Source organism: Paenibacillus apis, assembly GCF_018333295.1.
Classification (GTDB): domain Bacteria; phylum Bacillota; class Bacilli; order Paenibacillales; family Paenibacillaceae; genus Fontibacillus; species Fontibacillus antibioticophila.
The window spans coordinates 128,617-151,989 of the sequence record NZ_BORS01000008.1 but is presented as its reverse complement, the minus strand read 5'-3'; the positions used below and the strand labels follow the sequence as shown (position 1 = coordinate 151,989).

Below are 23,373 nucleotides of genomic sequence, written 5' to 3'. Positions count from 1 at the left end.
CACTGCAGGAGTCATACTAAGCCTAGATCACAATCTGATACAGGCTTGGAGGGCTTTCCGTGTCGCTATGGGACTGGCTCGGAGTCATCCTGATCGCATTACTGATGGTGCTATTTTTGGCGATGATCCTAGTCCTGAGGTCCACGATCACCATTCAAATGAAAGCCCGCAAGAGCAATCAGGATGAAACGATAAAGATCGAAGTTACCATGCTGTTCGGCATCATTCATTTTCACTATATCATTCCTCGGATGAGCTTCAGCAACCTGCGAACGGGATTGAAGGTAGAAAATGACCATGCCGATAATTTGTTTTCAGGTCATACGAACAGTGAAAAGCAGCATATTAACAAGGAGAAGATTGATCAGTGGAGTGAGCAGGTCAAACGGATGCTTCATTCCACAGAAGGGCTGTTTCCATGGTTGAAAACGACGTTAAAGAAGATGTCTTTTCAGCAGTTTGACTGGTCAACCAATGTGGCTTTGCCGGATGCAGCCGTAACAGCAACATTAACCGGCGCGCTCTGGGCCATCAAATCCACGTTAGTAGGCTGGCTTAGTCAACATATTTCCTTAAGGCAGCAGCCGAAGTTATTCGTTGTCCCCTTGTTCAATAGCCCGCCGATATTTACCACCGAATTGAGCTGCATAGCCAAAATTCGCTGCGGACATGCTATACATGCTGGACTGGTACTCATAGTTCGCGTGCTAAAAGTGAAAGGAGGAGTGAGAAAATGGCTGAACATCCTATTCAAGGGCTCATGAAAACAGCGATGGAGAACATCAAGGAAATGGTCGATGTGAATACGATCGTGGGTGAAGCAGTGCAGACGCCGGACGGAAGCAGTGTAATTCTTCCAATCAGCCGCGTCGGCTTCGGATTTGCTGCCGGAGGCAGCGACTTTCATCTGGATGAGAACCAGACAAGCAACAACGGAGAGGCGAAGCCCAGACCTTTCGGCGGGGGCAGCGGCGGCGGCGTATCCATCAATCCGATTGCCTTTCTGGTCGTGGGCCAAGAAGGCGTGCACATCGTTCCTTTAGATAATCAAACACACTTGTTCGAAAAATTGATCGACTCCGTGCCTTATGTAATGGACAAGATCGAATCCATGATCCCTGGCGGGAATCATGTGGTGGTTACGAATCAAAGGGCAGCAGAATCTGAAGCGCCTTTACTGTAATCGAACAAGCTGGTCCCTTTCCGGTGATTCGGGAGGGGATTTTTTTAAATCTATAGGCAGTCTGCTCTAAGGTCAAGAGAGCTTGGACATACTCTTCTTAAGAAGGACATATAATTCACTAGAACCGCTCGGAGGAATTGAAGATGAAGATCACTACGCAGCTAAGAAGAATCATCCAATATATCATCATTCTGGCGCTTGTCATTCCCCTGTGGGGGATGGCCGAGGGACCTATCCATGCTGCTCCTTCAACGAATGCTCAGGCGGCGGCCCTAATCGATGTGGAGTCGGGCAGAATATTGTTCAGTGCCCGCGGAGATGAGGAGCTTCCCATCGCAAGTCTGACGAAGATCATGACAGCTATTGTAGCGATTGAGCACGGGACGCTGAGCGATAGGGTAAAGGTCAGCAAACGCGCCTATGGCAAGGAAGGCTCGTCCATTTATCTTCATCTTGGGGAAGAGATGAGCCTGGAGAATCTGCTGTATGGATTAATGCTCAGGTCAGGGAATGATGCGGCTACCGCAATAGCGGAGCATGTAGGCGGCTCGGAAGAGGGCTTCGTTCTGCTGATGAACAAGAAGGCAGAGATGCTGGGATTGGAGCATTCGCAATTTCAGAATCCCCATGGACTTGATGCGAACGGACATTACTCCTCTGCTAACGATCTGGCCAAGCTGACGGCCTATGCCATGCATAATCCAGTATTCAAGGAGATTGTTCGCACCCCTTCACGTACAGCGCCCAATCCAAATGATCCCTGGGATTACAAATGGGACAATAAAAATAAAATGCTTCGTCTGTACGAAGGTGCGGATGGGGTGAAAACTGGATATACGAAAATTGCAAGACGCTGTCTGGTCAGCTCGGCTACCCGTAACGATCAACAGCTTGTAGCTGTAACGATCAATGACGGCGACGATTGGAATGACCATCGCAAGCTGCTCGATTACGGATTTGAACAATATCCGCAGCAGACACTAATTAAAGCAGGGCAGGCGGTTCAGAACGGATTGAAGGCTGGAATTACCTTTAGCTATCCTTTGAGCGCGGAAGAGGCGAAAATGGTTGAATTCCGGTTAAAGGAACAGGTGTCCAGCAGCAGGTTATTCGGTTATCGGGGAAAAATTCTGATCAGGCTGGGGGATCAGGAGATCGGGGTTGTGCCTGTATACGATGCAAGGGGGATTGTGGGAGATGGTTAATAAAATCTGGCTTGGCTTGATTTTAATCGGGTTTATATTCGCGGCGCTAAAAGGGGATATTCAGATCGTAACGAAAGCCGCTTTTGAAGGAGCAGCCACTGGAGTAACAGTATGCTTCGGATTGATCAGCGTGCTTGTATTCTGGATGGGAATCATGAAGCTTGCCGAGGATTCAGGACTGGTTCGGGCTATTTCCCGAGTGCTCGGACCGGTCGTAGCCTATTTGTTCCCGGATGTTCCGAAGAACCATCCTGCTATGGGTTATATTCTGTCCAACATGAGCGCTAATCTATTGGGACTCGGAAATGCGGCCACTCCCATGGGAATAAAAGCGATGCAGCAGCTGCAGGAGTTAAATCCGGACAAACAGTCCGCTTCTCCGGCAATGTGCACCCTGCTGGCGCTTAACACAGCAAGCATCACTTTGATTCCTACGACATTGATCGCCATCCGGTTAAATTTCCATTCAGCCAATCCCGCTGAAATTGTTGGCTCAACGCTGCTTGCGACGGCCATTGCGACCCTTGCCGCGATTGCTGCGGACCGTTGGTACAGAAAACGCTCCGCCTGGACCAAGCCGCCCGTGTCCCCTCCTTCAGAGGCATCCTATACACTGAAAGGGTGATAGATCTTGCTGGACTGGATCAATATACTCTCTGCCTGGGCGATTCCTGTAATGATAGCCTTTATTCCGCTTTATGCTTCTATTAAAAAAGTCCCGGTATATGAGTCGTTTGTTGATGGCGCTAAGGACGGCTTCTCCACGGCGGTCAGTATCATTCCCCATCTTGTCGGAATGATGGTAGCGATTAGCGTATTCCGCGCCTCCGGTGCCCTGGAGTTCTTTACAGGCTGGCTGTCGCCGCTGCTTGCGCGCCTGTCAGTTCCGTCCGAGGTGCTGCCGCTTGGCATTCTGCGCCCGCTGACAGGTACGGGATCATTGGCATTTACGACGGATTTGATCAAGACCTACGGACCTGATTCCATGATCGGAAGAATTGCTTCAACGATTCAAGGCAGCACAGACACCACGTTGTACGTATTGACGGTTTATTTCGGCGCAGTCGGTATTCGAAACGGGAGATATGCGCTTAAGGTCGGATTATTCTCCGATATCGTCGGCTTCATCGCCGCGATTGCCGTGTGCTTGCTGTTGTTTGGCTAAAATACATAACTGATGCGCTGCTATTGTGATTTTGACTTCCAATAGGTATCATGGGTATGAGGTGACCTATCAATTATGGAAGAAAGACTTCAGAAAATACTTGCAGGTGCGGGCGTGGCTTCGCGGCGCAAATGCGAGGAGCTGATTCTGGGCGGCAAGGTTCAGGTGAACGGCGAGACCGTCACGGCCTTGGGAACGAAGGCTGACCCGGACGTAGATGAAATTACAGTAGATGGCAAGGCAATCGGTACGGAGAAAAAGATGTATCTGGTATTTAATAAACCCAAAGGTGTTATTACCAGCGCTTCGGACCCGCAGGGCCGCAAAATTGTCACCGATTATTTGAAGGGGATTACCGAGCGGCTGTATCCGGTAGGCCGCCTGGATTATGATACGGAAGGTCTGCTTCTGCTGACCAATGACGGGGAGTTCGCTCATCTGCTGACTCACCCCAAGCATCATGTGGCCAAGACTTATTTGGCCACGGTTAAGGGAGTGCCGCATGGAAGCGAGCTGGACAAGCTGAAGAACGGCATCATGCTTGAAGATGGAATGACTGCACCTGCAGAGGTGGAGTATCATGACATTGATTCGGAGCAGAGGCATTCTACGATCTCCATCACGATTTATGAGGGGCGTAACCGTCAGGTTCGCAGAATGTTCGAGGCTATTAACCATCCGGTAACGAAGCTGAAGCGGATTTCATTCGGAGACCTGTTCCTGGGGAACATGAAGAGGGGATTGTTCCGCCACTTAACCAAGGATGAAGTAGAGAGCTTGGTGAAGCTTGCAAAGCAAGCGGGCAAATCATCCGCAGGGAGGTCTGCAATAAAATCACCGGCTGATTCGAGTATTAAAGCTGTAGAAGAATTTAAGCCGAAGCCGAAACCGAAACCTAGGCCGAACACAGAGCCAGCAACGAAGTCGGCAAATGCTCAGACCACGACGGCAAGATCTGCATCAGGGAAGCCTGCTTCAACCAAGGCGACCGCAAAACCAGCGTCGAAGCAAGCGGCAAGATCATCGTCAAGACCGACTTCCAAAGCGAAGCCGGCGGGAAGAGCCGGAGCAAATGGCTCGAGGAATCGTAAGGCTGGAGACTCTCGGCGGCGCAGAAAATAGTAAAAACTTAGAATTAACTTAAACATCTTATTGTTTTCTGTCCAAATACAGGAGATAATAAGGTGTTTTTTATTCATGACACACAATATTCAAAATTTCCCCATCTGAAAGTGTGTCGTTTTTCGTTATAATGTTCATAGGATATTCACGATTTGTCCATTGATTTTATGAAAAACATCATAGATAGGAGAGGAAGCGCATGGGGAAAGCCCGACGCCCTGTTCAGATTGTGATTTTATTATTCATTATTGTTCTGGGCGGATACGCAATCGGCTCAACGGTATTCGGCGATCACGAGGGAAGACCAACCCAAGGGAGCACATCTCCTGACTTTAAACTGCTTGGAATGGATGGAAGCGTTCACAGCCTGAAGGAGTACAGGGGGAAGTCTGTCGTCATTAACTTCTGGGCTACCTGGTGCACGTACTGCGTCAGCGAGATGCCTGCACTGCAAGCTCAATGGGAGAAGTGGCGGGATCAGGATGTAGTTATACTAGGCATCAATACAGGAGAAGACCGCTTGACAGTGGATCGCTTCGTTAAGCAGGTCGGTGTGGACTTCCCGATCCTGCTGGATTCGGAGAATGAAGCCGTCCAAAAATATGGAATTGTTCCGATGCCGACAACTTTTTTCGTCAATAAGAAGGGCAATATTGTCTCTATTCATGAGGGCGAGCTGGACTTGACGATGCTGGACGAGCAAATCGAAAAATTAATAGAGCCTTGATACGACAGGAGGAGCTAGGTATTGATCCAGAACACAAAATGCGAATGCGGTCACCAGAATCGGGTGGGAACCGTACTGTGTGAGGCTTGCGGCAAACCGTTGTACGATTCGGATCAATCGACCGAGCCGCTTGAGATGCGTTATGACGGTGTGGCCCGGCGTTCTCAAAAGAGCAATCCTAATTTTATTGACCGGATATGGAACTTCTTTTCCTCGGTCAAGGTTGCCGTCTATCTGATTATCATCACCTTGGTTGGGGCCATGTTCGGGACGATTTTTGAGCAGGAGAGCAATTTTGTCTATTTTGACCCGTCCACCTTCTATAAGCAGAAGTACGGGACGATCGGTGATATCTATTACAAGCTGGGCTTATCTCATACTTATGAATCCTGGTGGTTTGTAACACTGCTGGTCATGATCGGAGCTTCGCTCGTGATCTGCAGTCTGGACAGAGTTCTGCCGCTTTACAAGGCGCTTTCCAGGCAGAAAATACGTAAGCACCGGCAATTTCTGATCCGGCAGCGGGTTGTCTATGAAGGTCCTGTTGAGAATCTGACGGGAGACTGGATCTCCAGGGCGGTCACTTCCCTTAAGAAAAAAGGCTATAGGGTGAAGCATGATGAAGAGGCCCTGCTTGTCGAGAAACAACGGTTTAGCCGTTGGGGGCCTTATATCATTCATATCGGTCTTATCATCTTTTTGCTCGCGATCCTATTTCGGGGACTTCCAGGCTTGAATGTCGATAAGCACTATTGGTTCCCTGAAGGAGAGATCACGAAGATTCCGGACAGCAATCTTTATCTCAAGAATGAAGGATTTACCGTGGAGTATTATCCGGAGGAAGAGCTGCCGGAGAAATTCCGGGAATCGGGACGGGTTGTTCCCAAGCTGTTTGAAACAAAGGCTGTATTGTACCAATGCACGGCGGATTGTGACGATCCCTCGAAGGATCCATTACTGGAAGAGGTCAAGCGCCATGATATCCGTGTAAATGATCCGCTCAATTACAACGGGTTCAAGGTTTATCAGTTTGATTTCGATTTAACGCCGAAGCTGCGGTCGGTTACACCAAGCCTGGTTCGGGCAGATACCGGAGAATCCTATGGGAAGTTCAAGCTCAGCATGACGAACTCCGAGGAGGCGTATCAGGTCGGTCCGTATACGCTGGAATTAAGCAATAAGTACATGGACTTTGATCTTAACGAAGAGGGCAAGCCGGTATCCAAGTCGAACGACCCTAATGCTCCTGCCTTTCTTTTTGTCATCAAAGGGCCGGATCTGCCGGAAGCAGGCGTGCAGTATATTTATTTTCCGAAGCAGATTGACAAAGAGCGGTTCCAGCAGGATGCGATTAACGAACGTCTCGGCGGACTGGACAGTGGACTGGCGCTGGATGTGCTTGGGATGGAGGACGTAGATTTCATCGCTTCATCCAGTTATTTGAACATCAGGGTGGATCGGGTGATGCCTTTTGTATGGATTGGGCTTGGAATCGTCATGCTGGGGCTTGTGCTCGGGTTTTACTGGCACCATCGGAGAATCTGGCTTCGGCTTGACGGGCAGACGTTGATTCTTGGTGCGCATACAGCAAAGAACTGGTTCGGCCTGCGCCGGGAGGTAGCGCGCTTCTTGCAAGACATGGGTGTAGATGTGGATGAGAAGCATTTGGAAAACAGGGGGAACCAAGTATGAATGTATTGGAGATCAGCAGATTAGCCTTTGTAATTGCATTTTATTTATACTGCTTATCCTTTATTTTTTATGTGGTGGCCGTAACGGGAAAAACCTGGAGAAATCGTGATCCGGTCCGGCATGAGCGTAAATGGGGAGCTGTATCATTTGTTACTTCCTCTCTGGGCCTGTTGTCCCATTTTATCTATTGCGGAACCCGCTGGGCCTACAGCGGACATATTCCGGTCAGCAATATGTATGAATTCATGACTTTTCTGTCGATGATGGTTATGCTTGCTTTTACCGTAATCTTTTTAATTTATCGAAAAATACTCATCGGTATGTTCGCGCTTCCGGTGGCCATCATTATTATGGCTTATGCCGCTGTTTTTCCAAAGGACGTACAGCCGCTAATCCCTTCATTGCAATCGATCTGGCTCTATATTCATGTGACGCTTGCAGCGACCGGAGAGGCGTTTTTTGCGATAGGCTTTGCCGCCGGATTAATGTATTTGCTGCGGACCGTTGAATTCGACAAACAGGATAAAAGTTCGCTAAGGCAAAAAAGATGGCTTGAATTTACGCTTTATTCTATTATTATAGTATTGGGCTTTGTTATATCTGTTTACGGATTCAGAGCTGCAAATTATGAAGCTGTATTCGTACAAAATACGACAGTGATTGACAGCGAAGTACAGGAAGATAGTACAATAGAAAGAATAGTGTACAATTTACCGCCGATTGTAGCTCCTGATGACAGCAAGCCTGAGTACATAGATTCCTTTCTGGGCTTGAAGTTTCCTTGGTTTGAGGCGCCTTCATGGATGAAGGGAGAACAGGCGGGCAGACAATTGAACACCGTGGTATGGGCGGTTGTAACAGGCACGCTGCTCTACTTCTTGCTGCGACTGCTGCTAAGAAAACCGCTTAGCAGGCTGATTGCGCCAACGCTGAAAAGTCTGGATCCCGACGATCTGGATGAAATCAGCTACAGGTCGATTGCGATTGGATTCCCGATCTTTACGCTTGGAGCTCTTGTATTCGCCATGATCTGGGCTCAGCAGGCCTGGGGCCGTTTCTGGGGCTGGGATCCGAAGGAAGTGTGGGCGCTGATTACGTGGCTCTTCTATAGCGCTTATCTCCATCTCCGCTTGTCGCGCGGGTTCCAGGGGCGTCAAAGCTCATGGCTCGCAGTGATTGGATTTATTGTAGTTATGTTTACACTCATTGGGGTAAATTTAATTATCGCCGGGCTGCATTCCTATGCAGGTGTAGACTAATGATATAAGTAATAACTTTTGACGAACATGATGGACCTAACAGGATATGCGTAAGATTGTAAAGGGGTTGTTGTCTATGTCAGATCAAGAAAATCGAATTCTTGTAGTCGACGATGAAGAGCGCATTCGCCGTCTGCTCAAAATGTATCTGGAAAAAGAAGGTTATGTGATTGATGAAGCGGAGGACGGAGAGATTGCTTTGAAAAAAGCGACCGAGAATGATTACGATCTGATTCTGCTCGACGTCATGCTGCCTGGAATCGACGGGGTTGAGGTGTGCAACCGGCTGAGACAGGTTAAGTCGACACCTGTGCTGATGCTTACCGCCAAAGGGGAAGAGATTAACCGTGTCCAAGGCTTTGAGGTGGGAGCCGACGACTATGTGGTGAAGCCGTTCAGTCCGCGTGAGGTCATTTACCGTGTCAAAGCGATTATGCGCCGGGCTTCCGCTACCGCATATCTGTCCAAGGAGAGCGGTCCAAGCAACAATATTGTATTTCCGCATCTGATTATCGAGCATGATGCCCATCGAGTGACGGCAGGCGGACAGGAAGTCAGTCTGACACCTAAGGAGTATGAGCTCCTGCATTATTTGGCTGTATCTCCGGATAAGGTGTTTTCCCGTGAGGAATTGCTCAAGGATGTATGGAATTATGAGTTCTTCGGAGATCTGCGGACGGTGGATACCCACGTTAAGCGTCTCCGCGAGAAATTGAACAAGGTTTCTCCAGAGTCGGCTGCGATGATTACAACGGTCTGGGGCGTAGGCTATAAGCTGGAGGTTGCAAAATAAGTGAGCTTCCTGAGAACGCTTGTCGGCAAGTTATGGATCACGATCATCTGTCTGGTTGCCCTCGTTCTCCTTACGGTAGGTCTGTTCTTTCTGCCGTATATTGATACCAATTTTACGAATCCCGGAGCGATCAAGAAGCTGTTCTTGATCGTTTCGATTATCGGCTTCTCCTTGACCACCTTTTTTGCTCTGTTCCTGATCACGAAAATTACGCAGCCCATGCAGCAGCTTATTCAAGCGGCTGAATCGGTCGGCAAGGGCAAGTATGACACCCGTCTTTCACTGCGAACGAGCGATGAGATCGGGGTGTTGGCGAATACGTTTAATTACATGGCCCAAGAGCTGGAGATTACGATTCGCAGTCTTAACCATGAGAAGGAGCATCTTTCCAGTGTCCTGCGGAGTATGAACGATGCAGTAATTACGCTAAATCGCGAGGGCTACGTCATTCTGGCGAATCCGCCTGGGGATATTATTATGAACATGTGGGCTAATCTCCTTGGCGAAGAGTCAGACGCGGATGAGGCGTCCGATAACCCGCTTCCCTATGTGCCGAAGCCGCTCGAGCAGATGTTCCATCAAGTGCTTAACCGGGAAGGCGATCAGAGCATGAATGTGCATGTGAAGAAGGGAGTCTGGTCTGTTCATATGGCTCCGCTGACTTCGGATGGCGAGATCCGGGGAGCGGTTGCGGTGCTCCGTGATGTAACCGAAGAGGTTCAGTTGGAGAAGATGCGCCGCGACTTTGTTGCTAATGTATCCCATGAGATCAGAACGCCTCTCTCGATGATGCAAGGCTACAGTGAAGCGCTTCTGGACGGTATGGCAAGCTCGCCGGAGGAAAGTGCCGAGCTCGTGCAGGTCATTCATGATGAATCCTTGAGGATGGGCCGCCTGGTTCGGGATCTGCTCGATTTGGCGCGGATGGAAGCCGGTTATATCGATATGTCCAAGGAGAGCATGGATTTTCGGGAGCTCGCGGAACGAATTCACCGTAAGTTTTTGGTTCGGGCGAAGGAAAGCTTGATTCAGCTTGAACTGAAATTAGGCGAAGGGCCGCTCACACTGCGGGCTGCAAGTGAAGATCGTCTGGAGCAGGTGATGACCAATTTGCTGGACAACGCGTTCCGGCATACGCCTGAGCATGGACGGATCACTATAGAAGTGCAGCTTGAGGACGGCGCTCGAGGAACAATGATCCATGTGTCGGTGCGGGATAGCGGGGTAGGCATACCGGCTGAGGATGTACCGTTCGTATTCGATCGATTCTACAAAGCGGATAAGGCCCGTGTTCGGGGCGAATCCGGGGGAACCGGACTAGGGCTCTCTATCGTTAAAAATATTGTGGATGCCCACCAAGGGACCATTTACGCGGAAAGCGAGCCAGGAAAAGGCACGACGTTCCATATGCGGCTGCCTGTCGAATAACAAGAGCCTGAGAACAAGGAAAAGCGCCCTTTTTTTGAAAAAGGGCGCTTTTTTGTTGAATCCGCAAGATAAATCTTGTTCAACGTGAAACAATCTGCTAACGGATTCAAAATCAGTTGAAATTCATTTGCAAGGCTTTATTGATTTCGGGCAGCGTGGTAAGCTCGCTGAGGACTTCTTTCGGAGCCTCTTTATCGACACCCAATACCATGATTGCATCACCGCCGATAATTTTACGTCCTACCTGCATGGTCGCGATGTTCACATTGTTCTTGCCGAGCAGTGTCCCGACATTACCGATGATGCCCGGTTTATCGTTATGAGCGATGAAGACGAGGTTCCCTTCCGGTGCGAAATCGACAGGGAATTTATCGATTTGGACAATACGGGCACCGAAGCCGTTAAGCAAGGTGCCGGCCACACGGCGTTCGGTTCCGTCGCTGAACTTCAAGGTGACGCTGAGAAGGTTCGTAAAGCCCTTCGTAGCAGTAGCCTTGGATACAACCACGTTCACATCGCGAATTTTGGCAAGATGCATCGAGTTGACGGTGTTCACATCTGAGCCGAAGTGGCGGGACAGAACTCCCTTAATGACGTAACGGGTTAGCGGCTGGGTATCCACCTCTGAGAGGTCGCCGGCATAATCGACGTGAATCTCCTTAACCGCCTCATTGTTGAGCTGAGTTGCGAAAGCACCAATTTTTTCACCCAGTCCGAAGAAAGGCTGCAGCTTGCTCATAACACTTGGAGCTACCGGAGGCATGTTGACTGCATTCTTGAACGGTTCATTGCGCAGAATATGCAGCACTTGCTCTGATACGTCAATTGCCACATTCTCTTGGGCTTCAACCGTGGAAGCGCCCAGGTGAGGAGTTACAATGACCTTAGGATGATTGAGGAACGGATGATCCGCTTCAGGCGGCTCCTTCTCGAAGACGTCAAATGCAGCACCGGCAACGATCCCTTGATCGATCGCCTCAACAAGCGCCAACTCGTCTACAACACCGCCGCGGGCACAGTTGATGATCCGCATGCCTTTCTTCATCACTTCGAATTGAGGTCTGGAGATCATATGCTTGGTCTCTGGTGTCAGCGGTGTATGCACGGTAATAAAGTCTGCTTGACGAACAATCTCATCCACCGTTGCGACTTTAACGCCGATCTTCTCGGCCCGGTCTTCGGTTAGGAATGGGTCATAACCGAGAATGTCCATGCCGAACGCTTTGGCGCGCTTTGCTACCTCGCTGCCGATTCTTCCCATGCCCAGGACGCCCAGCGTCTTGTTGCGAAGCTCTACGCCCAAGAATTTCCGGTCCCATGTTCCTTGAATCGTCTTGGCATAGGCTTGCGGAATGTGGCGCGCGAGAGCCATCATCATGGCAAAGGCATGTTCACAGGTAGTAATCGTATTCCCGTCAGGAGCGTTAATCACGACGATCCCGCGATTGGTTGCCGCCTCCAGATTGATATTATCCACGCCGACGCCTGCACGCCCGATCACCTTCAGTTGTGTGCCCGCAGCCATAATCTTCTCTGTGACTTTCGTCTGGCTGCGCACAAGCAATGCGTCATACTCTCCGATAATGCCGACGAGCTCATCTTCGCTCAGCCCTGGTTTCTTGTCTACAATAACGTCGCTTGCATCCATGAGCTGTTGAATACCCATGTCACTAATAGGATCCGATACTAACACTTTAAACATGATTTCTTGCCTCCCGTTTTTTTGTTTTCTTTGATTTCTTTTTCTCATTACCGTTATACTGTGTCAAAGGATTGAGGTGCGGCATGACCGCGAAAGCAGTTGGAAGCGGGTAATAAAAAAACTCCCGATCCGCATACTACTGCCGTAGTAAGGGACGAGAGTTGTTCGTGGTACCACCCTAATTCACCCTGACTTTCCGATCAAGGTCTCAGTGTCAACATTGACAGAATGATAACGGAGTTCATCCGATTGCGTCTACTATAGGGGTTCAACGCAATGACTCAGGATCGCTAAAGCTGTCGTTCCACTGCCGGTTTGCAGCACCACCGGCTCTCTGGGAGCTTCCGGACAACCTTGTTTCCTTCATTGTCTTATTACAAAACTAATTTTTCATAATGTATCATGCTCTGTCAGAGGTGTCAATAGCTCGTACCGCCTTGAACGCAACGATTTTTTTCGTTATGATTTTATTGAACCGAGAAGAACGGCAGCGCTGGAAGATGCTCAGAGGCATAATAGACCGTTTTCCATTTGTCGTATTCCTGATCCTGAACAGCTTCGGTCTCTGTAAGAACCTTGACGATCGCACTCACATGGGTGAGGCCGAGCGAGGCCGCCTTGCCGCTGTTGATCATCTGGTCGATCTTGGCGGTCATGTCTTGCGGCTGATAGGAGACGTACAGCTTGGAGCTTAGCATCACATCGGACACGGCTTTATTTTTCAAAGACAGCGAATAGCCGCTCCATTCTTTGGTAGTGGTATCCTGTTTCAATGCAAATTCCTTCGGCGTATTGCTGTCGGTCTTCGCGCACCATTTCATGATTGAGGTGTAAAATTTATTCTGGGCACGAAGACCGTATTCCTCGGCGCTTGTTGCGAATTCGTCTCCTGACAGCTCCACCAGCAATACAGGCCCCTTCTCACCACCGAGCAGGGATACATATTTGTCGAGCCCCTCATCAAACAGCTTCAGACTTTTGAGAATGTCACGCTGCGCATCTGTCAGGAGCGGAGAAGAACTGGATACCGGATGCTCGGAAATCTGCTTATACATCGTTTGTGAGGACCTCTGCACTTCTTTGATCAGATTGGAGGCAGTGATTCCAGACTCTGTACGGCCCAGCTTGCTTTCCAATTTGAGGTACTCATTCTTGAATTGCAAATAGGGCTGATAAGCGACATAGTAGAAGGTAAGCAGTTCCTGCTGGGTGTAAGAGGCATCGGTCTCCATTTCAAGGAAGCTCTCTTTCAGATTAATGTATTTTGCTTCCGTGCGTTCGATGCCCAGGCTTAAGCCAAGGAAGAATGTACCGAATGCGGCGATCAGCGTGAACAGAAATCCGATGGAAAACCATACCTCGATCCGTGTTTGTTTTCGTTTCATGTTGATATTACGCTCCTTGCCTCATCATATTAAGTCCGTGAGCAAGCATAAAACAGAAGCCTGAGCTTGCCGTAAAAAACTATGTATCCTTACTACTCAATAACTTAAGACAGGAAATGAATACTTATGAAAAAGTCTAAATTCAGCAAGATCAAGATCCAGCAGGTGGATCCAGGGCAGCTCAGTGAAAAAATGTTGCTGGTCAATTTGTATTTGACTCAGGGACTTACTCTAATTATCGGTTTAATCATCCTATTATTTCAGAAACGAAATCCGTTTACATTATTACAATTTCCTGAACAAATTCATTTTTTGGGGTGGGCATTCGGTTTGGCGGGGATCATGTTTTTAGCGGACCTGTTGATTTCCAGGCTTGTCCCCGAGGATGCGATGGATGACGGAGGAATTAATGAACTGCTGTTCAAGTCGCGTCCGATATGGCATATCGCCGTTATTTCCATCGTCGTTGCCATCTGCGAGGAGCTGTTGTTTCGGGGAGCGATTCAGCATGGACTCGGCCCTTACTGGACCAGTATTTTATTTGCCGTCATTCATATCCGGTATTTAAGACACTGGATTCCGACAGGCTGGGTGTTTGTCAGCAGCTATGGGCTGGGCTACATTTATTTACAGAGCGGAACCTTATGGGCTCCCATTGTATGCCACTTTCTAATTGATTTCATCTCAGGATTAGTAATCCGGTTTCGGAGGGAATCATGAGCGAGCATTTAAGCCGGAGTGAACGTCATCGGACGGTGCGCCGGCGCCAACAACAGATCAAGCCGACGTCATCGCTTCCGGAAAAAGTGCAGCATGCGCTGCAAGCGGAGGTAGAGGAGGGGGGACTGGATTTTTCCGAATTGCCGCCAAGAAGGGAGTTATTCCCTTCCCAGCGTCTGCGGATAACAAGAATATTTTATAATGTATTACTATACGTCTTTATAGGAATTACAATTTACTTGCTCTGGTGGGGGATTAGCGCTTCTCCCTGGGGACAGGAGCATGGACTATAGCGGCCTGCAGGATGCTTCGCACCAATCACTCCGATTGCTCTGGTGCCTCGGAGATGGTCCGCGGATCAACGAAGGAGTAGCCCTTTTCTTCGAGCTGGGTTAGCAGGCTGTCGAGGGCTTCGACCGTCCATGGGAGCTCATGCATTAATATATTGCTGCCGGCATGCAGCTGTTCCAGAACATTTTGAATAACGGCTTCCGGTTTATTCTTGTTCTTGGAATCCCAGTCCAGTGATCCGTTGGACCAGGTCATATAAATCATATTATTCTCCTCGACAATTTGATGAAGCTGATCATTGCCTGAACCGAATGGAGGACGGAAAAAACGGGGGCGCTCCCCGATGGTGTCCTCGACGATGGCCTGAACATCCTCCACTTGTTTACGAGCTTCGCTTTCGGATTCTTTTTTCAGGTCGATATGATCCCAGCTATGGTTGCCGATCACTTGGCCGCGCTCATGGATCAGCTTCAGCAGCTCGGGGTGAGTCTCGACACGATAGCCGTTGACGAAGAAAATCGCTTTCGCTTGGTGTTTGTCCAATGTATCAATGAGACCGTCAATCATTTCCTGTTCTTTGGGGCCGTCATCGAAGGTGAGCAATACCACCTTGGTTTCGGTCCCTTCTTCATTCGGGACGACTCTGTAAGCTTTGTTAATGTGATACAGCGGGGGAATTGTCTCCACCTCGGCAGCTTGGGAAGGGGGCTCCTGCTCTTCGGTCCCTGCTTCGGCTGAAGGTTCGGTCGCGGTTTCGGATAAATGGTCCGAATTGGCTGAAGGTCCAGTCCCGGGAGCTGCAGCCTCCAAAGAAGTATTGTTTTCAGACGGAACAGCCGCCTGGTTCTGCTTCTGACCGCAAGAGCTCAAGATCAGGCAGGCAGCGGCAAACAGCAGCAATTTCTTGCTCATCAAGCGTATCCTCTCGCTTTCCTGTATTTATGTCGCATGAGTTTGTGTTAAAGCGCGAACACTACAATTGATTTTAACACATACAAGGAGGTTGTTTGGATGAAATCTTCCTCATTTTTATGCGGAGCATTGTTCGGGATGGCCGCTGTCGTCTGGGCATCAAAACGAAAAAGATGGGCAGGCATGCTGACTGAGGCGGGCTCCTTTATCAAGATGCCGTCGTCCGGAAAGGATTCCCATGCTCACAAGCATGATGGAGCAAAGGCAGAATCAAAGGTGAATTCCTTCACCTCGGGAGCCGCTGCCACGGCCCAGGTGCCTCCCAGTCCAGCCGCACAGAGCCACGAGAACCATCCGAAGGAATACAATTTGAAGCAGCTTAAGGAACTGATCAAGGGCAGCGCGGATGTGCGCCGCGAGGTCGAGGCTATTTTGAAGGAATCGCATACGGCTGTCCCCGGTTTATAAGGGTTAATGAACTCCGGAGAATCATCTTCCACTTTTCTTCCGAAGGGCGGAATATGGTTCTTCTTTTTTGAAATGATTAATGCGTGCATTTCGTGAAAAGAAGTGATAACATACATACAAAGAACCATTTCCATCACACATTAGAGCAGGTTTCATAATCTGTTATAACAAGGAATGGAGAGGAGGATCCTGTATGAGGATTGAAAGACTTGGCCAGGATAAAATACGGATTTTCCTCACGTTTGACGATTTAAGCGAACGCGGTATTCAAAGAGAGGATATGTGGCAGGAAATTCCGAAGGTCCACGATCTGTTTACCGAAATGATGGATCAGGCTTACACGGAAGTGGGCTTCGATGCAACAGGCCCCTTGGCGGTAGAAGTGTTCGCACTTCCAGCCCAAGGCATGGTCGTGATCGTTACGAAGGGAAAATACGACCATCCGCATATGGGCGGGGGAGCGTCATACGAGGATGAACTGCCTGACGAAGTATATGAAATGGAAGTTACGCTTGAGACAAGTGATACAATATTGTATTCCTTCGATGATTTCGAAGTGCTCATTGAAGCGGCGCACGTTCTCCATCATATGCTGTTCGATATTGGCAGTCTGTATAAATACAATGGGAAATGGATTCTGAGAATGGAGCCTGAGCAGCTTGAAGAAGGAAAGGTTCCAGGATTGATTGCTGTGCTTGCGGAGTTCGGTGAAGCGACCTCGGTCACGCCGGCCATGCTTGAAGAGTATGGCAGCCTGATTATGGGAGATCATGCGGTTGAACAAATCTGCAGTCATTTCAAGCGCCAAAGCTAGTAAGTGAAAGGGGAAGGGCCGTTGCTTATTTTTTCAATTGCTACGGCGGCGGTTGCTCCCGGTATTGCTCTGCTGACCTATTTTTACCTAAAGGACAAGTATGATGCCGAACCGCTTCATATGGTCATTAAAGTGTTTTTTGTCGGCATCCTTACCGTATTTCCAATTATGATTATCCAGCGGGGCATTACGCTCTGGCTGGGGGAGGGGCCGCTTCTCGGCTCCTTTGGCATAACTGCGGGTGTCGAAGAATTTATTAAATGGTTTGTTCTATTCCACATGATTTATAAGCATAAGGAATTCGACGAGCCATATGATGGGATTGTATATGCTACTGCAATATCCCTTGGATTTGCAACAATGGAGAACATCCTCTACGGCATTGCCAGCCATGCCTCGTTCGGGGCGCTGATGATTCGGGCTTTACTGCCGGTCTCCGGTCATGCGATGTTCGGTGTCATGATGGGCTATCATCTTGGCAGAGCCAAGTTCTCGAGCGGAACCGGGAGTCGCAAGTATTTGAGCTATTCGCTGATATTCCCGATCTTGTGGCACGGCATTTACAATTATGTTCTAATTCATGTGACCCATTACTGGATCTGGTTTATCATCCCGCTGATGGCCTTCTTATGGTACGGGGGCCTAAGCAAGATGTACCGGGCGAATAACAGCTCGCCATTCCGAGTTACAGAGGCACATGGGCAGGATTAATGAAGTGCAATAAAGGGCATCCTGAATTCAGAAGCAGGCCTGCGGGCGTGATACTGGAAGGGGTGCCTTTTTTATGCGGATAAAAGTGAAAATCGTATGTAAAAATTGCGGTGAGCGTTTTATATTGCGGGGGAAGAAGGAGCACGGCAATATTGAAACCGGGTTTAAGCAGTGCATTTGCGATAACCGGGAGCGCTTTGAAATTATTGAAGAAGCTGAGTAAGAGTGCGTGATCAAAAGCTGACTTCTTGAACTACCTCTAAAAATGTATGTTCAAGAAGTCAGTTTTCAGCACCGAGAAGGTTGTGGGATGAATAAAGCTCCCAGCTTCATGTCAAACTATCCACAGACAGTAGAAGAAAGGAGTGTCTGTTCGGATGTACAAACGACTGAGCGCGATATTGTTCCCGATAGCAACCGTACTATTAATCGGTGCCGTCGTATGGGGGTATCAGGAGAACCAGGAGAAGAATGCGATTTTAATCAAAGCGGAAAACCAGTACCAGCGGGCATTTCACGATTTGTCCTATCATGTGGACCGGCTTCACAGTGAGCTGGGGAATACGCTGGCTGTGCATTCGGCGTCTACCGGCTCGCACCGCAAAGGGCTGGTAAATGTATGGAGAATTACAAGTGAAGCCCAGAATGAGATCAATCAGCTTCCACTGACGATGCTGCCCTTTAACAAAACGGAAGAGTTCTTGTCCCGGATTGCAAAGTTTTCTTATCAGACTGCAGTACGTGACTTAACGAAGCAGCCTTTATCCGACTCGGAGGTCAAAAATCTGAAGGAGCTTTATAAGAGTTCCGCAGACATATCAAAGGATCTTCAAGCCGTGCAGGATAAGGTGATCAGCAACCGTCTTCGCTGGATGGATGTGGAGACGGCATTGGCAAGCCAGGATGAACCGAAGGACAACACCATTATTGACGGCTTCAAGACGGTGGATAAGAAGGTAGGGGAATATCCTGAATTGGATTGGGGACCTTCCGTATCCAGCATGTATAACCGCAGATCCGTGAAGAAGCTGGGAGGTACGCCGGTAACCTTGGACACGATCAAGGATAAAGCGGCTAAATTTATTGGAAATAGCGTGACAGGCGATATCAAGGTGACGGAAAACGGAAAAGGGACAGAGTGGGCTTCGTTCACGGCTCAGGTTCAGGGGGCAAATAACGAGGTGACTACGCTGGACTTCACGAAAAATGGCGGGCAGCTCATTGCCTATTCCAACAACCGGACAATCGGCCCAAAGGCGGTGAGCTATGAGCAGGCCAGAGCGAAGGCGAGCGCTTTCCTGGAGAATAAAGGATATAGCGATATGACGCCGGTAGCTTATGACGAGTTCGACAATACCTCAACCTTTACTTTTGTGACCAAGCTTAACGATGTATTGATCTATCCCGAGAAGATCACGGTTCGTGTTGGATTGGATACGGGGGATGTGACAGGGATTCAGGCCAGCGACTACGTCTATGAGCGGGAGAACAGACAGCCAGTAGGCGAGCCAAAATTGACGCTGGAGGAAGCTCGCAAATATCTGAACCCGGATTATAAAGTGAAGTATCATCGGCTCGCGCTGATTGAAAATGAGATGTTCGAGAAGGTGCTGACTTACGAGTTCGGGGGCGCCATTAACGGCTCGGACTTTAAAATCTTCATCAATGCGGAGTCGGGAGTAGAGGAGACGATTGAGGAGATCCAGAGCCAGAAGCAGGGGGCTCGCTCGTAATTGACAGAGCTGATTGGACCAGGTTCCAGCACACACATCAAAGCTTGAGGGCATTACGCGCTTTCTCAAGCGCTCGCTCCCTTGAGGAAAAAGGACATAGAAAAAGGGCACAGCTAACGGGCTGTGCCCTTTTCATGGTTGTGCGCCATTTTTTTAACGATCGGTCGTTAAATTATTGACAATACATTAGAATCCTCCTTATAATGGCCTTAATTCAATTGAAGGGAGCTGACAGATCATCAAGAAAAGAGAGATTACATCTAGTCATATCATCCAAGCAGCATATGAACTCTTTGCAGAGTGCGGGATAGAGAGAACAAGTTTGGGCATGATTTCAAAAAGAGTAGGAATAACTAAATCCTCCATATACTACCATTATTCTACAAAAGAAGAGTTGATTGCCCGAACATTCGATTATATTTTTAGAGATCATTATTTCGCTGTTTACTTTGATACTGAATCTGTTACTAAAGACAATTATGTAGAAACACTAATAAGAGGCGGATTAAAAATGCTGCCTAGCGATGATAAGGAGCATCGTTCAACATTGAGAGTACTAAGTGAGTTTATGATGCTAGCCGAGCGTGATGAGCAATTTAGAGCCCCTTTGTTGAAAGTTCAACAAGATTTTGCTACCGGTTTTTTAAATTTATTGTCAAAAGGTGCTGAATGGGGGCTTGTTGAGCCTGAAAAAATCGAAGTTAGCTCTAAAATTCTTGCCCTTCTTATAGATAACTTATCCAGATGTAAGATGATGAAGATGGATTTGGATTATCAGATCATTTGGGAAGAGACCGTTAATAGAATTATTACTCGAGAAAGAACATAGTTGCTTATTAGGAGAGATAAATTTGAAACATATTATTATTACTGGTACATCAAGAGGAATCGGTGAAGCCTTGGCTAATCAACTGCTCGATAAGAACCACCACCTTATATGCATATCTAGAACTACTAACCAGCAGATTATCGACCAAGCTCTAGAGAGGAACTGCAGAATCGATTATTTTAATTATGATTTATCAAACATTGGCGGTATTGATCAGCTTTTTATAGACATCTTCCGTCACCTTGAGGTTAATTCCAATGATGAAGCGATCTATCTTATCAATAATGCCGCCATGCTGACTCCTGTGAGCCCAATTGAACAGATAGAAACTGAAGAAATAATCGAGAATATCCATTTAAATTTATTGGCGCCGATGATCATAACGTCAAATTATTTAAAACATACGAAGAATTTGAATGTGGATAAAAGAATTCTAAATATATCCTCAGCATCTGCAAAATATTTATTACCCTCACAAAGCTGTTACAGTACTGCGAAAGCCGGTCTGGACTCTTTTATTGTACACCCTGCAAAAGTAGTCGCTGTGTATCCAGGCATGATCGATACAAAGTTACAAGCGGATATTCGATCAGTAAGTGAGAACCTTTTTCCTTATGTTAATGAATTTATTCGACTTTCAGAGGACGGGAGACTGCAAACGGTTGACTTTGACGTGATGTAAGGCCTTATTATTTCTCTAAATAAGCATGGAGGAGAGATCAATTAGGAATGGCAAATTCAATTAAGTTTGTAGCGATGGAAGAACAGGATGTTGAAGAACTTGTCCCAATTATGAAAAGAGCCTTTGATGAAGATACTCGGATTCATTTAGGGAAAGAAGCAGGGGGACCGCCAGGATATGATGACGGAAGCTTTCTCAGACACTGGGGATTTCATCCGCAGTGTACTTCCTTCAAAATCTATAACGATGAGGCATTAATAGGCGGGGTTATTCTTTGGATTCATTCCCGCAACGAGAATTGTTTGGGAACGATTTTCCTTGATGCTGATCTAGAAAATAAGGGGATTGGAACAGAGGTATGGAAAAAGATAGAGGACATGTATCCCGACACAGTAACATGGAGTACGGAAACTCCTATCTTTAGCAGAAGGAATCATCATTTTTACATCAATAAGTGCGGGTTTCATTGTATTGAAATTAAAAATCCGAAGAACCCGGAGGAAGGATGCTTTGTGTTGAAAAAAGAGATGAAGCCTCAGGTTACGAAGCAGATATGAGTGGTGAATCTTGCCTCTAGCTTGCTAAGGGGAGGGGCATCGGGTGCAAAGTTTACGGCCCGCCTTTAGACTCGGGTTATTACCCTAAGACAAGTTCAATCAGAACCTGACTCTAACAGCGGGTGAAACCCGATACCCCTCTCTTAAGAAAATTCTGGCGCCATGATACTATGCTCCATGCTATAATCAGATCATATAGTGTCAGATTTGGTCAAGGAGTGGGGATAACGTTGCTGCCTAAAATAAATGATTTGGTCTATATCCAGGTTGCCTCGCCGAACAAAAAGGAAGAAGAGAAGGAGTGCAAATCCCGGATTGCCGACATCGAGGATGAGTACTATTTGATCGAAATGCCGATTGAGGTCGGTACGGGTCGGATCAAGCGCTTATTTGTCGGCGATGAGCTGTCCATCTACTTTTTGACGGATGAAGGCGTAAAAAATTACTTTAATACATATGTGATCGGCTTCGCCGAGGATGTAATTCATCTGATCCGGATTCGCAAACCCAGCGAGGAGTCCATCACCAAGGTTCAACGGCGCAACTTTTTGCGGGTTGTAGCCGAGCTTGAGCTGGCTGTCAAGCTGAAGGATAATACGAGATTTGTCGCATACACGGACGATGTTGGCGGGGGCGGAGTATCATTTCTATGCGACTCAACCTATAAGCTGAATGAAGGGGATCAAATGTACTGCTGGCTCCTGCTTCCTTATAAAAATGGCTCGATTGAGCATGCTCCGTTTGAGGCGGAGATTGTGAGAACCAAGAAACTGGAGAATGGTCGTACACGAGTTATGCTGAAGCTCATCACGATCTCGGATATGGAGCGGCAGAAGATTATCCGTTATTGTTTCGAGCGGCAATTTGATTTTCGCAACCGGTAAGACTTCCGATATGATTTGATCTGGGTGCCCCTGGATAAGCTAGGATTAATGACTTCATCTTGGAGACAAGGGGTGCGCCAAATGCATAGCAAGAAGAAAGCAGACGCTTATACGGAGTTGTTCCTGACATTCTCGGACCGGGTGGAGCTGTGGATCAAGAGAGGGATTATCGTGCTTGTCGCGTTGCTGTTGTTGAGTCAGGCTGCGCTCTCGGTACCTGCCTTGAGGCATGTGCTGGCATCCGCAGACCGTCACGAAGGGGTTCCAATTCAACGCATCGGAGCGCACTGAAATTGCACGAATTTATGACAACTGCTTTTGCATACCGGGTTTTAATGTGGTATAATTTTCACGTCGCAGGCAAAGCCTGCTTTTTTATTGAGACCGTCTTGAAGGAGGATTTCCCCTTTGGCTAGTACAACGTCGACATCTACAGATAGAATCAACATTGCAATTGACGGGCCTGCGGGAGCAGGTAAAAGTACGATCGCCCGGAGGGTGGCGGAAAGACTGTCTTATGTATATGTAGATACTGGAGCCATGTACCGCGCAGCTACCTGGTATTTCGGGCAACGCGGAATCGAACCGGAAGATGAAGAGAAGCTGCTTCAAATGCTGCCGGATCTGGTTATTGAATTAATACCCGAGCCAGATGGACAACGAGTTGTGATTAACGGACAAGATGCTACAGACGAGATCAGATCCATCAAAGTCAACGCCAAAGTATCAAGATATGCGCAGGTCGAGGGGCTTAGGAGCAGATTGGTAGCGCTCCAGAGGCAAATGGCTTTGCGTAAAGGCGTTGTCATGGACGGACGCGATATCGGAACAACGGTGCTGCCGGATGCGGAGGTCAAAGTATTTATGACCGCATCTGTAGAGGAGCGGGCAAGGCGGCGCTTCAATGAAATGAAAGAGCAGGACCAGATCACTATGGAGCAACTGATTCAAGATATGGCAAGACGTGATCGTCTAGATCAGGAACGGGAGATATCTCCGTTGCGTCAGGCTGAAGATGCGGTATTATTGGATACTACCAATCTGAACCTTGAAGAAGTTGTCAACGTCATCATATCGATGTGCAGATCTTTTGTGAGAGTGAGAGAATAGG

26 protein-coding genes, 1 pseudogene and 1 other annotated feature are annotated in these 23,373 nt (G+C 48.1%); of the genes and pseudogenes, 24 read left to right on the top strand and 3 right to left on the bottom strand.

Going from position 1 to position 23,373, the window contains the following annotated elements; translation table 11 throughout:
- Positions 1-59 precede the first annotated feature (59 nt).
- The 11 genes and pseudogenes from KI362_RS13275 (at position 60) to KI362_RS13225 (ending at position 10,574) form a co-directional block, all read left to right on the top strand.
- A complete protein-coding gene (locus tag KI362_RS13275) occupies positions 60-764 on the top strand; it encodes a DUF2953 domain-containing protein (RefSeq protein ID WP_301627640.1) in 705 nt (234 codons plus the stop codon).
- Positions 734-1,183, top strand: a complete 450-nt coding sequence (ytfJ, locus tag KI362_RS13270; RefSeq protein WP_044479062.1) for a GerW family sporulation protein — start codon at positions 734-736, stop codon at positions 1,181-1,183. The genes KI362_RS13275 and ytfJ overlap by 31 nt, the downstream gene beginning before the upstream one ends.
- 143 nt (positions 1,184-1,326) lie before the next feature.
- Positions 1,327-2,388: a D-alanyl-D-alanine carboxypeptidase family protein gene (locus tag KI362_RS13265; RefSeq protein WP_374705662.1), complete on the top strand. Its 1,062-nt coding sequence runs from the start codon at positions 1,327-1,329 to the stop codon at positions 2,386-2,388.
- A complete protein-coding gene (locus KI362_RS13260) occupies positions 2,381-3,013 on the top strand; it encodes a nucleoside recognition domain-containing protein (protein WP_301627636.1) in 633 nt (210 codons plus the stop codon). The genes KI362_RS13265 and KI362_RS13260 overlap by 8 nt, the downstream gene beginning before the upstream one ends.
- A 6-nt stretch (positions 3,014-3,019) precedes the next feature.
- Positions 3,020-3,553 carry a spore maturation protein gene (locus tag KI362_RS13255; protein ID WP_044479060.1) on the top strand — a complete coding sequence of 178 codons (534 nt, stop codon included), beginning with the start codon at positions 3,020-3,022 and terminating at the stop codon, positions 3,551-3,553.
- Positions 3,554-3,628: 75 nt separating this feature from the next.
- Positions 3,629-4,360: pseudogene (locus tag KI362_RS13250) on the top strand (pseudouridine synthase); the annotation flags it as partial.
- Between the two features lie 514 nt (positions 4,361-4,874).
- On the top strand, positions 4,875-5,402 hold the full coding sequence (locus tag KI362_RS13245) for a redoxin domain-containing protein (RefSeq protein ID WP_044479059.1): 528 nt from the start codon (positions 4,875-4,877) through the stop codon (positions 5,400-5,402).
- A gap of 21 nt (positions 5,403-5,423) precedes the next feature.
- The gene (resB, locus tag KI362_RS13240; protein WP_301627632.1) at positions 5,424-7,094 is read left to right on the top strand and encodes a cytochrome c biogenesis protein ResB; all 1,671 of its coding nucleotides are present in this window, start codon (positions 5,424-5,426) and stop codon (positions 7,092-7,094) included.
- Positions 7,091-8,353, top strand: a complete 1,263-nt coding sequence (gene ccsA, locus KI362_RS13235) for a cytochrome c biogenesis protein CcsA (protein WP_044479057.1) — start codon at positions 7,091-7,093, stop codon at positions 8,351-8,353. The genes resB and ccsA overlap by 4 nt, the downstream gene beginning before the upstream one ends.
- Before the next feature lie 76 nt (positions 8,354-8,429).
- A complete protein-coding gene (locus KI362_RS13230) occupies positions 8,430-9,146 on the top strand; it encodes a response regulator transcription factor (RefSeq protein ID WP_044479056.1) in 717 nt (238 codons plus the stop codon).
- The gene (locus KI362_RS13225) at positions 9,147-10,574 is read left to right on the top strand and encodes a sensor histidine kinase (RefSeq protein ID WP_044479055.1); all 1,428 of its coding nucleotides are present in this window, start codon (positions 9,147-9,149) and stop codon (positions 10,572-10,574) included. It abuts the gene before it with no gap.
- A 112-nt stretch (positions 10,575-10,686) separates the two neighbouring features.
- Here the strand turns inward: KI362_RS13225 and serA are convergent, their stop codons facing one another.
- Complete coding sequence (serA, locus tag KI362_RS13220) at positions 10,687-12,276, bottom strand: phosphoglycerate dehydrogenase (RefSeq protein WP_044479054.1); 1,590 nt, start codon at positions 12,274-12,276, stop codon at positions 10,687-10,689.
- A gap of 147 nt (positions 12,277-12,423) precedes the next feature.
- Positions 12,424-12,652 (bottom strand) — a binding site (T-box leader).
- Positions 12,653-12,743: 91 nt separating this feature from the next.
- Positions 12,744-13,661, bottom strand: a complete 918-nt coding sequence (locus KI362_RS13215; RefSeq protein WP_044479053.1) for a hypothetical protein — start codon at positions 13,659-13,661, stop codon at positions 12,744-12,746.
- Positions 13,662-13,787: 126 nt separating this feature from the next.
- On the opposite strand from KI362_RS13215, the gene KI362_RS13210 reads away from it, so the two are divergent.
- Positions 13,788-14,381, top strand: coding sequence for a CPBP family intramembrane glutamic endopeptidase (locus KI362_RS13210; protein ID WP_301627627.1), 594 nt, complete (start codon positions 13,788-13,790; stop codon positions 14,379-14,381).
- Complete coding sequence (locus tag KI362_RS13205) at positions 14,378-14,674, top strand: hypothetical protein (protein WP_301627625.1); 297 nt, start codon at positions 14,378-14,380, stop codon at positions 14,672-14,674. Before KI362_RS13210 ends, KI362_RS13205 begins: the two co-directional genes overlap by 4 nt.
- A 25-nt stretch (positions 14,675-14,699) precedes the next feature.
- Here the strand turns inward: KI362_RS13205 and KI362_RS13200 are convergent, their stop codons facing one another.
- Complete coding sequence (locus tag KI362_RS13200) at positions 14,700-15,584, bottom strand: polysaccharide deacetylase family protein (RefSeq protein WP_301627623.1); 885 nt, start codon at positions 15,582-15,584, stop codon at positions 14,700-14,702.
- Positions 15,585-15,683: 99 nt separating this feature from the next.
- Here KI362_RS13200 and KI362_RS13195 point away from each other — a divergent pair, with 99 nt between their 5' ends.
- The 11 genes from KI362_RS13195 to cmk all read left to right on the top strand — a co-directional run bounded on the left by KI362_RS13195 (position 15,684) and on the right by cmk (position 23,372).
- A complete protein-coding gene (locus KI362_RS13195; RefSeq protein WP_301627621.1) occupies positions 15,684-16,052 on the top strand; it encodes a hypothetical protein in 369 nt (122 codons plus the stop codon).
- A 193-nt stretch (positions 16,053-16,245) separates the two neighbouring features.
- The gene (locus KI362_RS13190; RefSeq protein ID WP_301627619.1) at positions 16,246-16,866 is read left to right on the top strand and encodes a genetic competence negative regulator; all 621 of its coding nucleotides are present in this window, start codon (positions 16,246-16,248) and stop codon (positions 16,864-16,866) included.
- A gap of 21 nt (positions 16,867-16,887) precedes the next feature.
- Positions 16,888-17,577, top strand: coding sequence for a glutamic-type intramembrane protease PrsW (prsW, locus tag KI362_RS13185; protein ID WP_301627617.1), 690 nt, complete (start codon positions 16,888-16,890; stop codon positions 17,575-17,577).
- Positions 17,578-17,650: 73 nt separating this feature from the next.
- A complete protein-coding gene (locus KI362_RS13180) occupies positions 17,651-17,800 on the top strand; it encodes a hypothetical protein (protein ID WP_187375139.1) in 150 nt (49 codons plus the stop codon).
- 154 nt (positions 17,801-17,954) lie between these two features.
- The gene (gene ypeB / locus KI362_RS13175) at positions 17,955-19,310 is read left to right on the top strand and encodes a germination protein YpeB (protein WP_301627615.1); all 1,356 of its coding nucleotides are present in this window, start codon (positions 17,955-17,957) and stop codon (positions 19,308-19,310) included.
- A 235-nt stretch (positions 19,311-19,545) separates the two neighbouring features.
- Positions 19,546-20,139 (top strand): TetR/AcrR family transcriptional regulator, encoded by a 594-nt coding sequence (locus KI362_RS13170; RefSeq protein ID WP_306432838.1) that lies wholly within the window; start codon positions 19,546-19,548, stop codon positions 20,137-20,139.
- A 22-nt stretch (positions 20,140-20,161) separates the two neighbouring features.
- The gene (locus tag KI362_RS13165) at positions 20,162-20,821 is read left to right on the top strand and encodes a (S)-benzoin forming benzil reductase (protein ID WP_301627613.1); all 660 of its coding nucleotides are present in this window, start codon (positions 20,162-20,164) and stop codon (positions 20,819-20,821) included.
- Positions 20,822-20,868: 47 nt separating this feature from the next.
- The gene (locus KI362_RS13160) at positions 20,869-21,378 is read left to right on the top strand and encodes a GNAT family N-acetyltransferase (protein ID WP_301627611.1); all 510 of its coding nucleotides are present in this window, start codon (positions 20,869-20,871) and stop codon (positions 21,376-21,378) included.
- Between the two features lie 230 nt (positions 21,379-21,608).
- A complete protein-coding gene (locus KI362_RS13155) occupies positions 21,609-22,262 on the top strand; it encodes a flagellar brake protein (protein ID WP_301627609.1) in 654 nt (217 codons plus the stop codon).
- An 81-nt stretch (positions 22,263-22,343) separates the two neighbouring features.
- The gene (locus tag KI362_RS13150; protein ID WP_301627606.1) at positions 22,344-22,553 is read left to right on the top strand and encodes a hypothetical protein; all 210 of its coding nucleotides are present in this window, start codon (positions 22,344-22,346) and stop codon (positions 22,551-22,553) included.
- Positions 22,554-22,670: 117 nt separating this feature from the next.
- Entirely contained in the window at positions 22,671-23,372 is a 702-nt protein-coding gene (gene cmk / locus KI362_RS13145; RefSeq protein ID WP_044479041.1) for a (d)CMP kinase, read from the top strand.
- The last annotated feature ends 1 nt before the right edge of the window (position 23,373 follow it).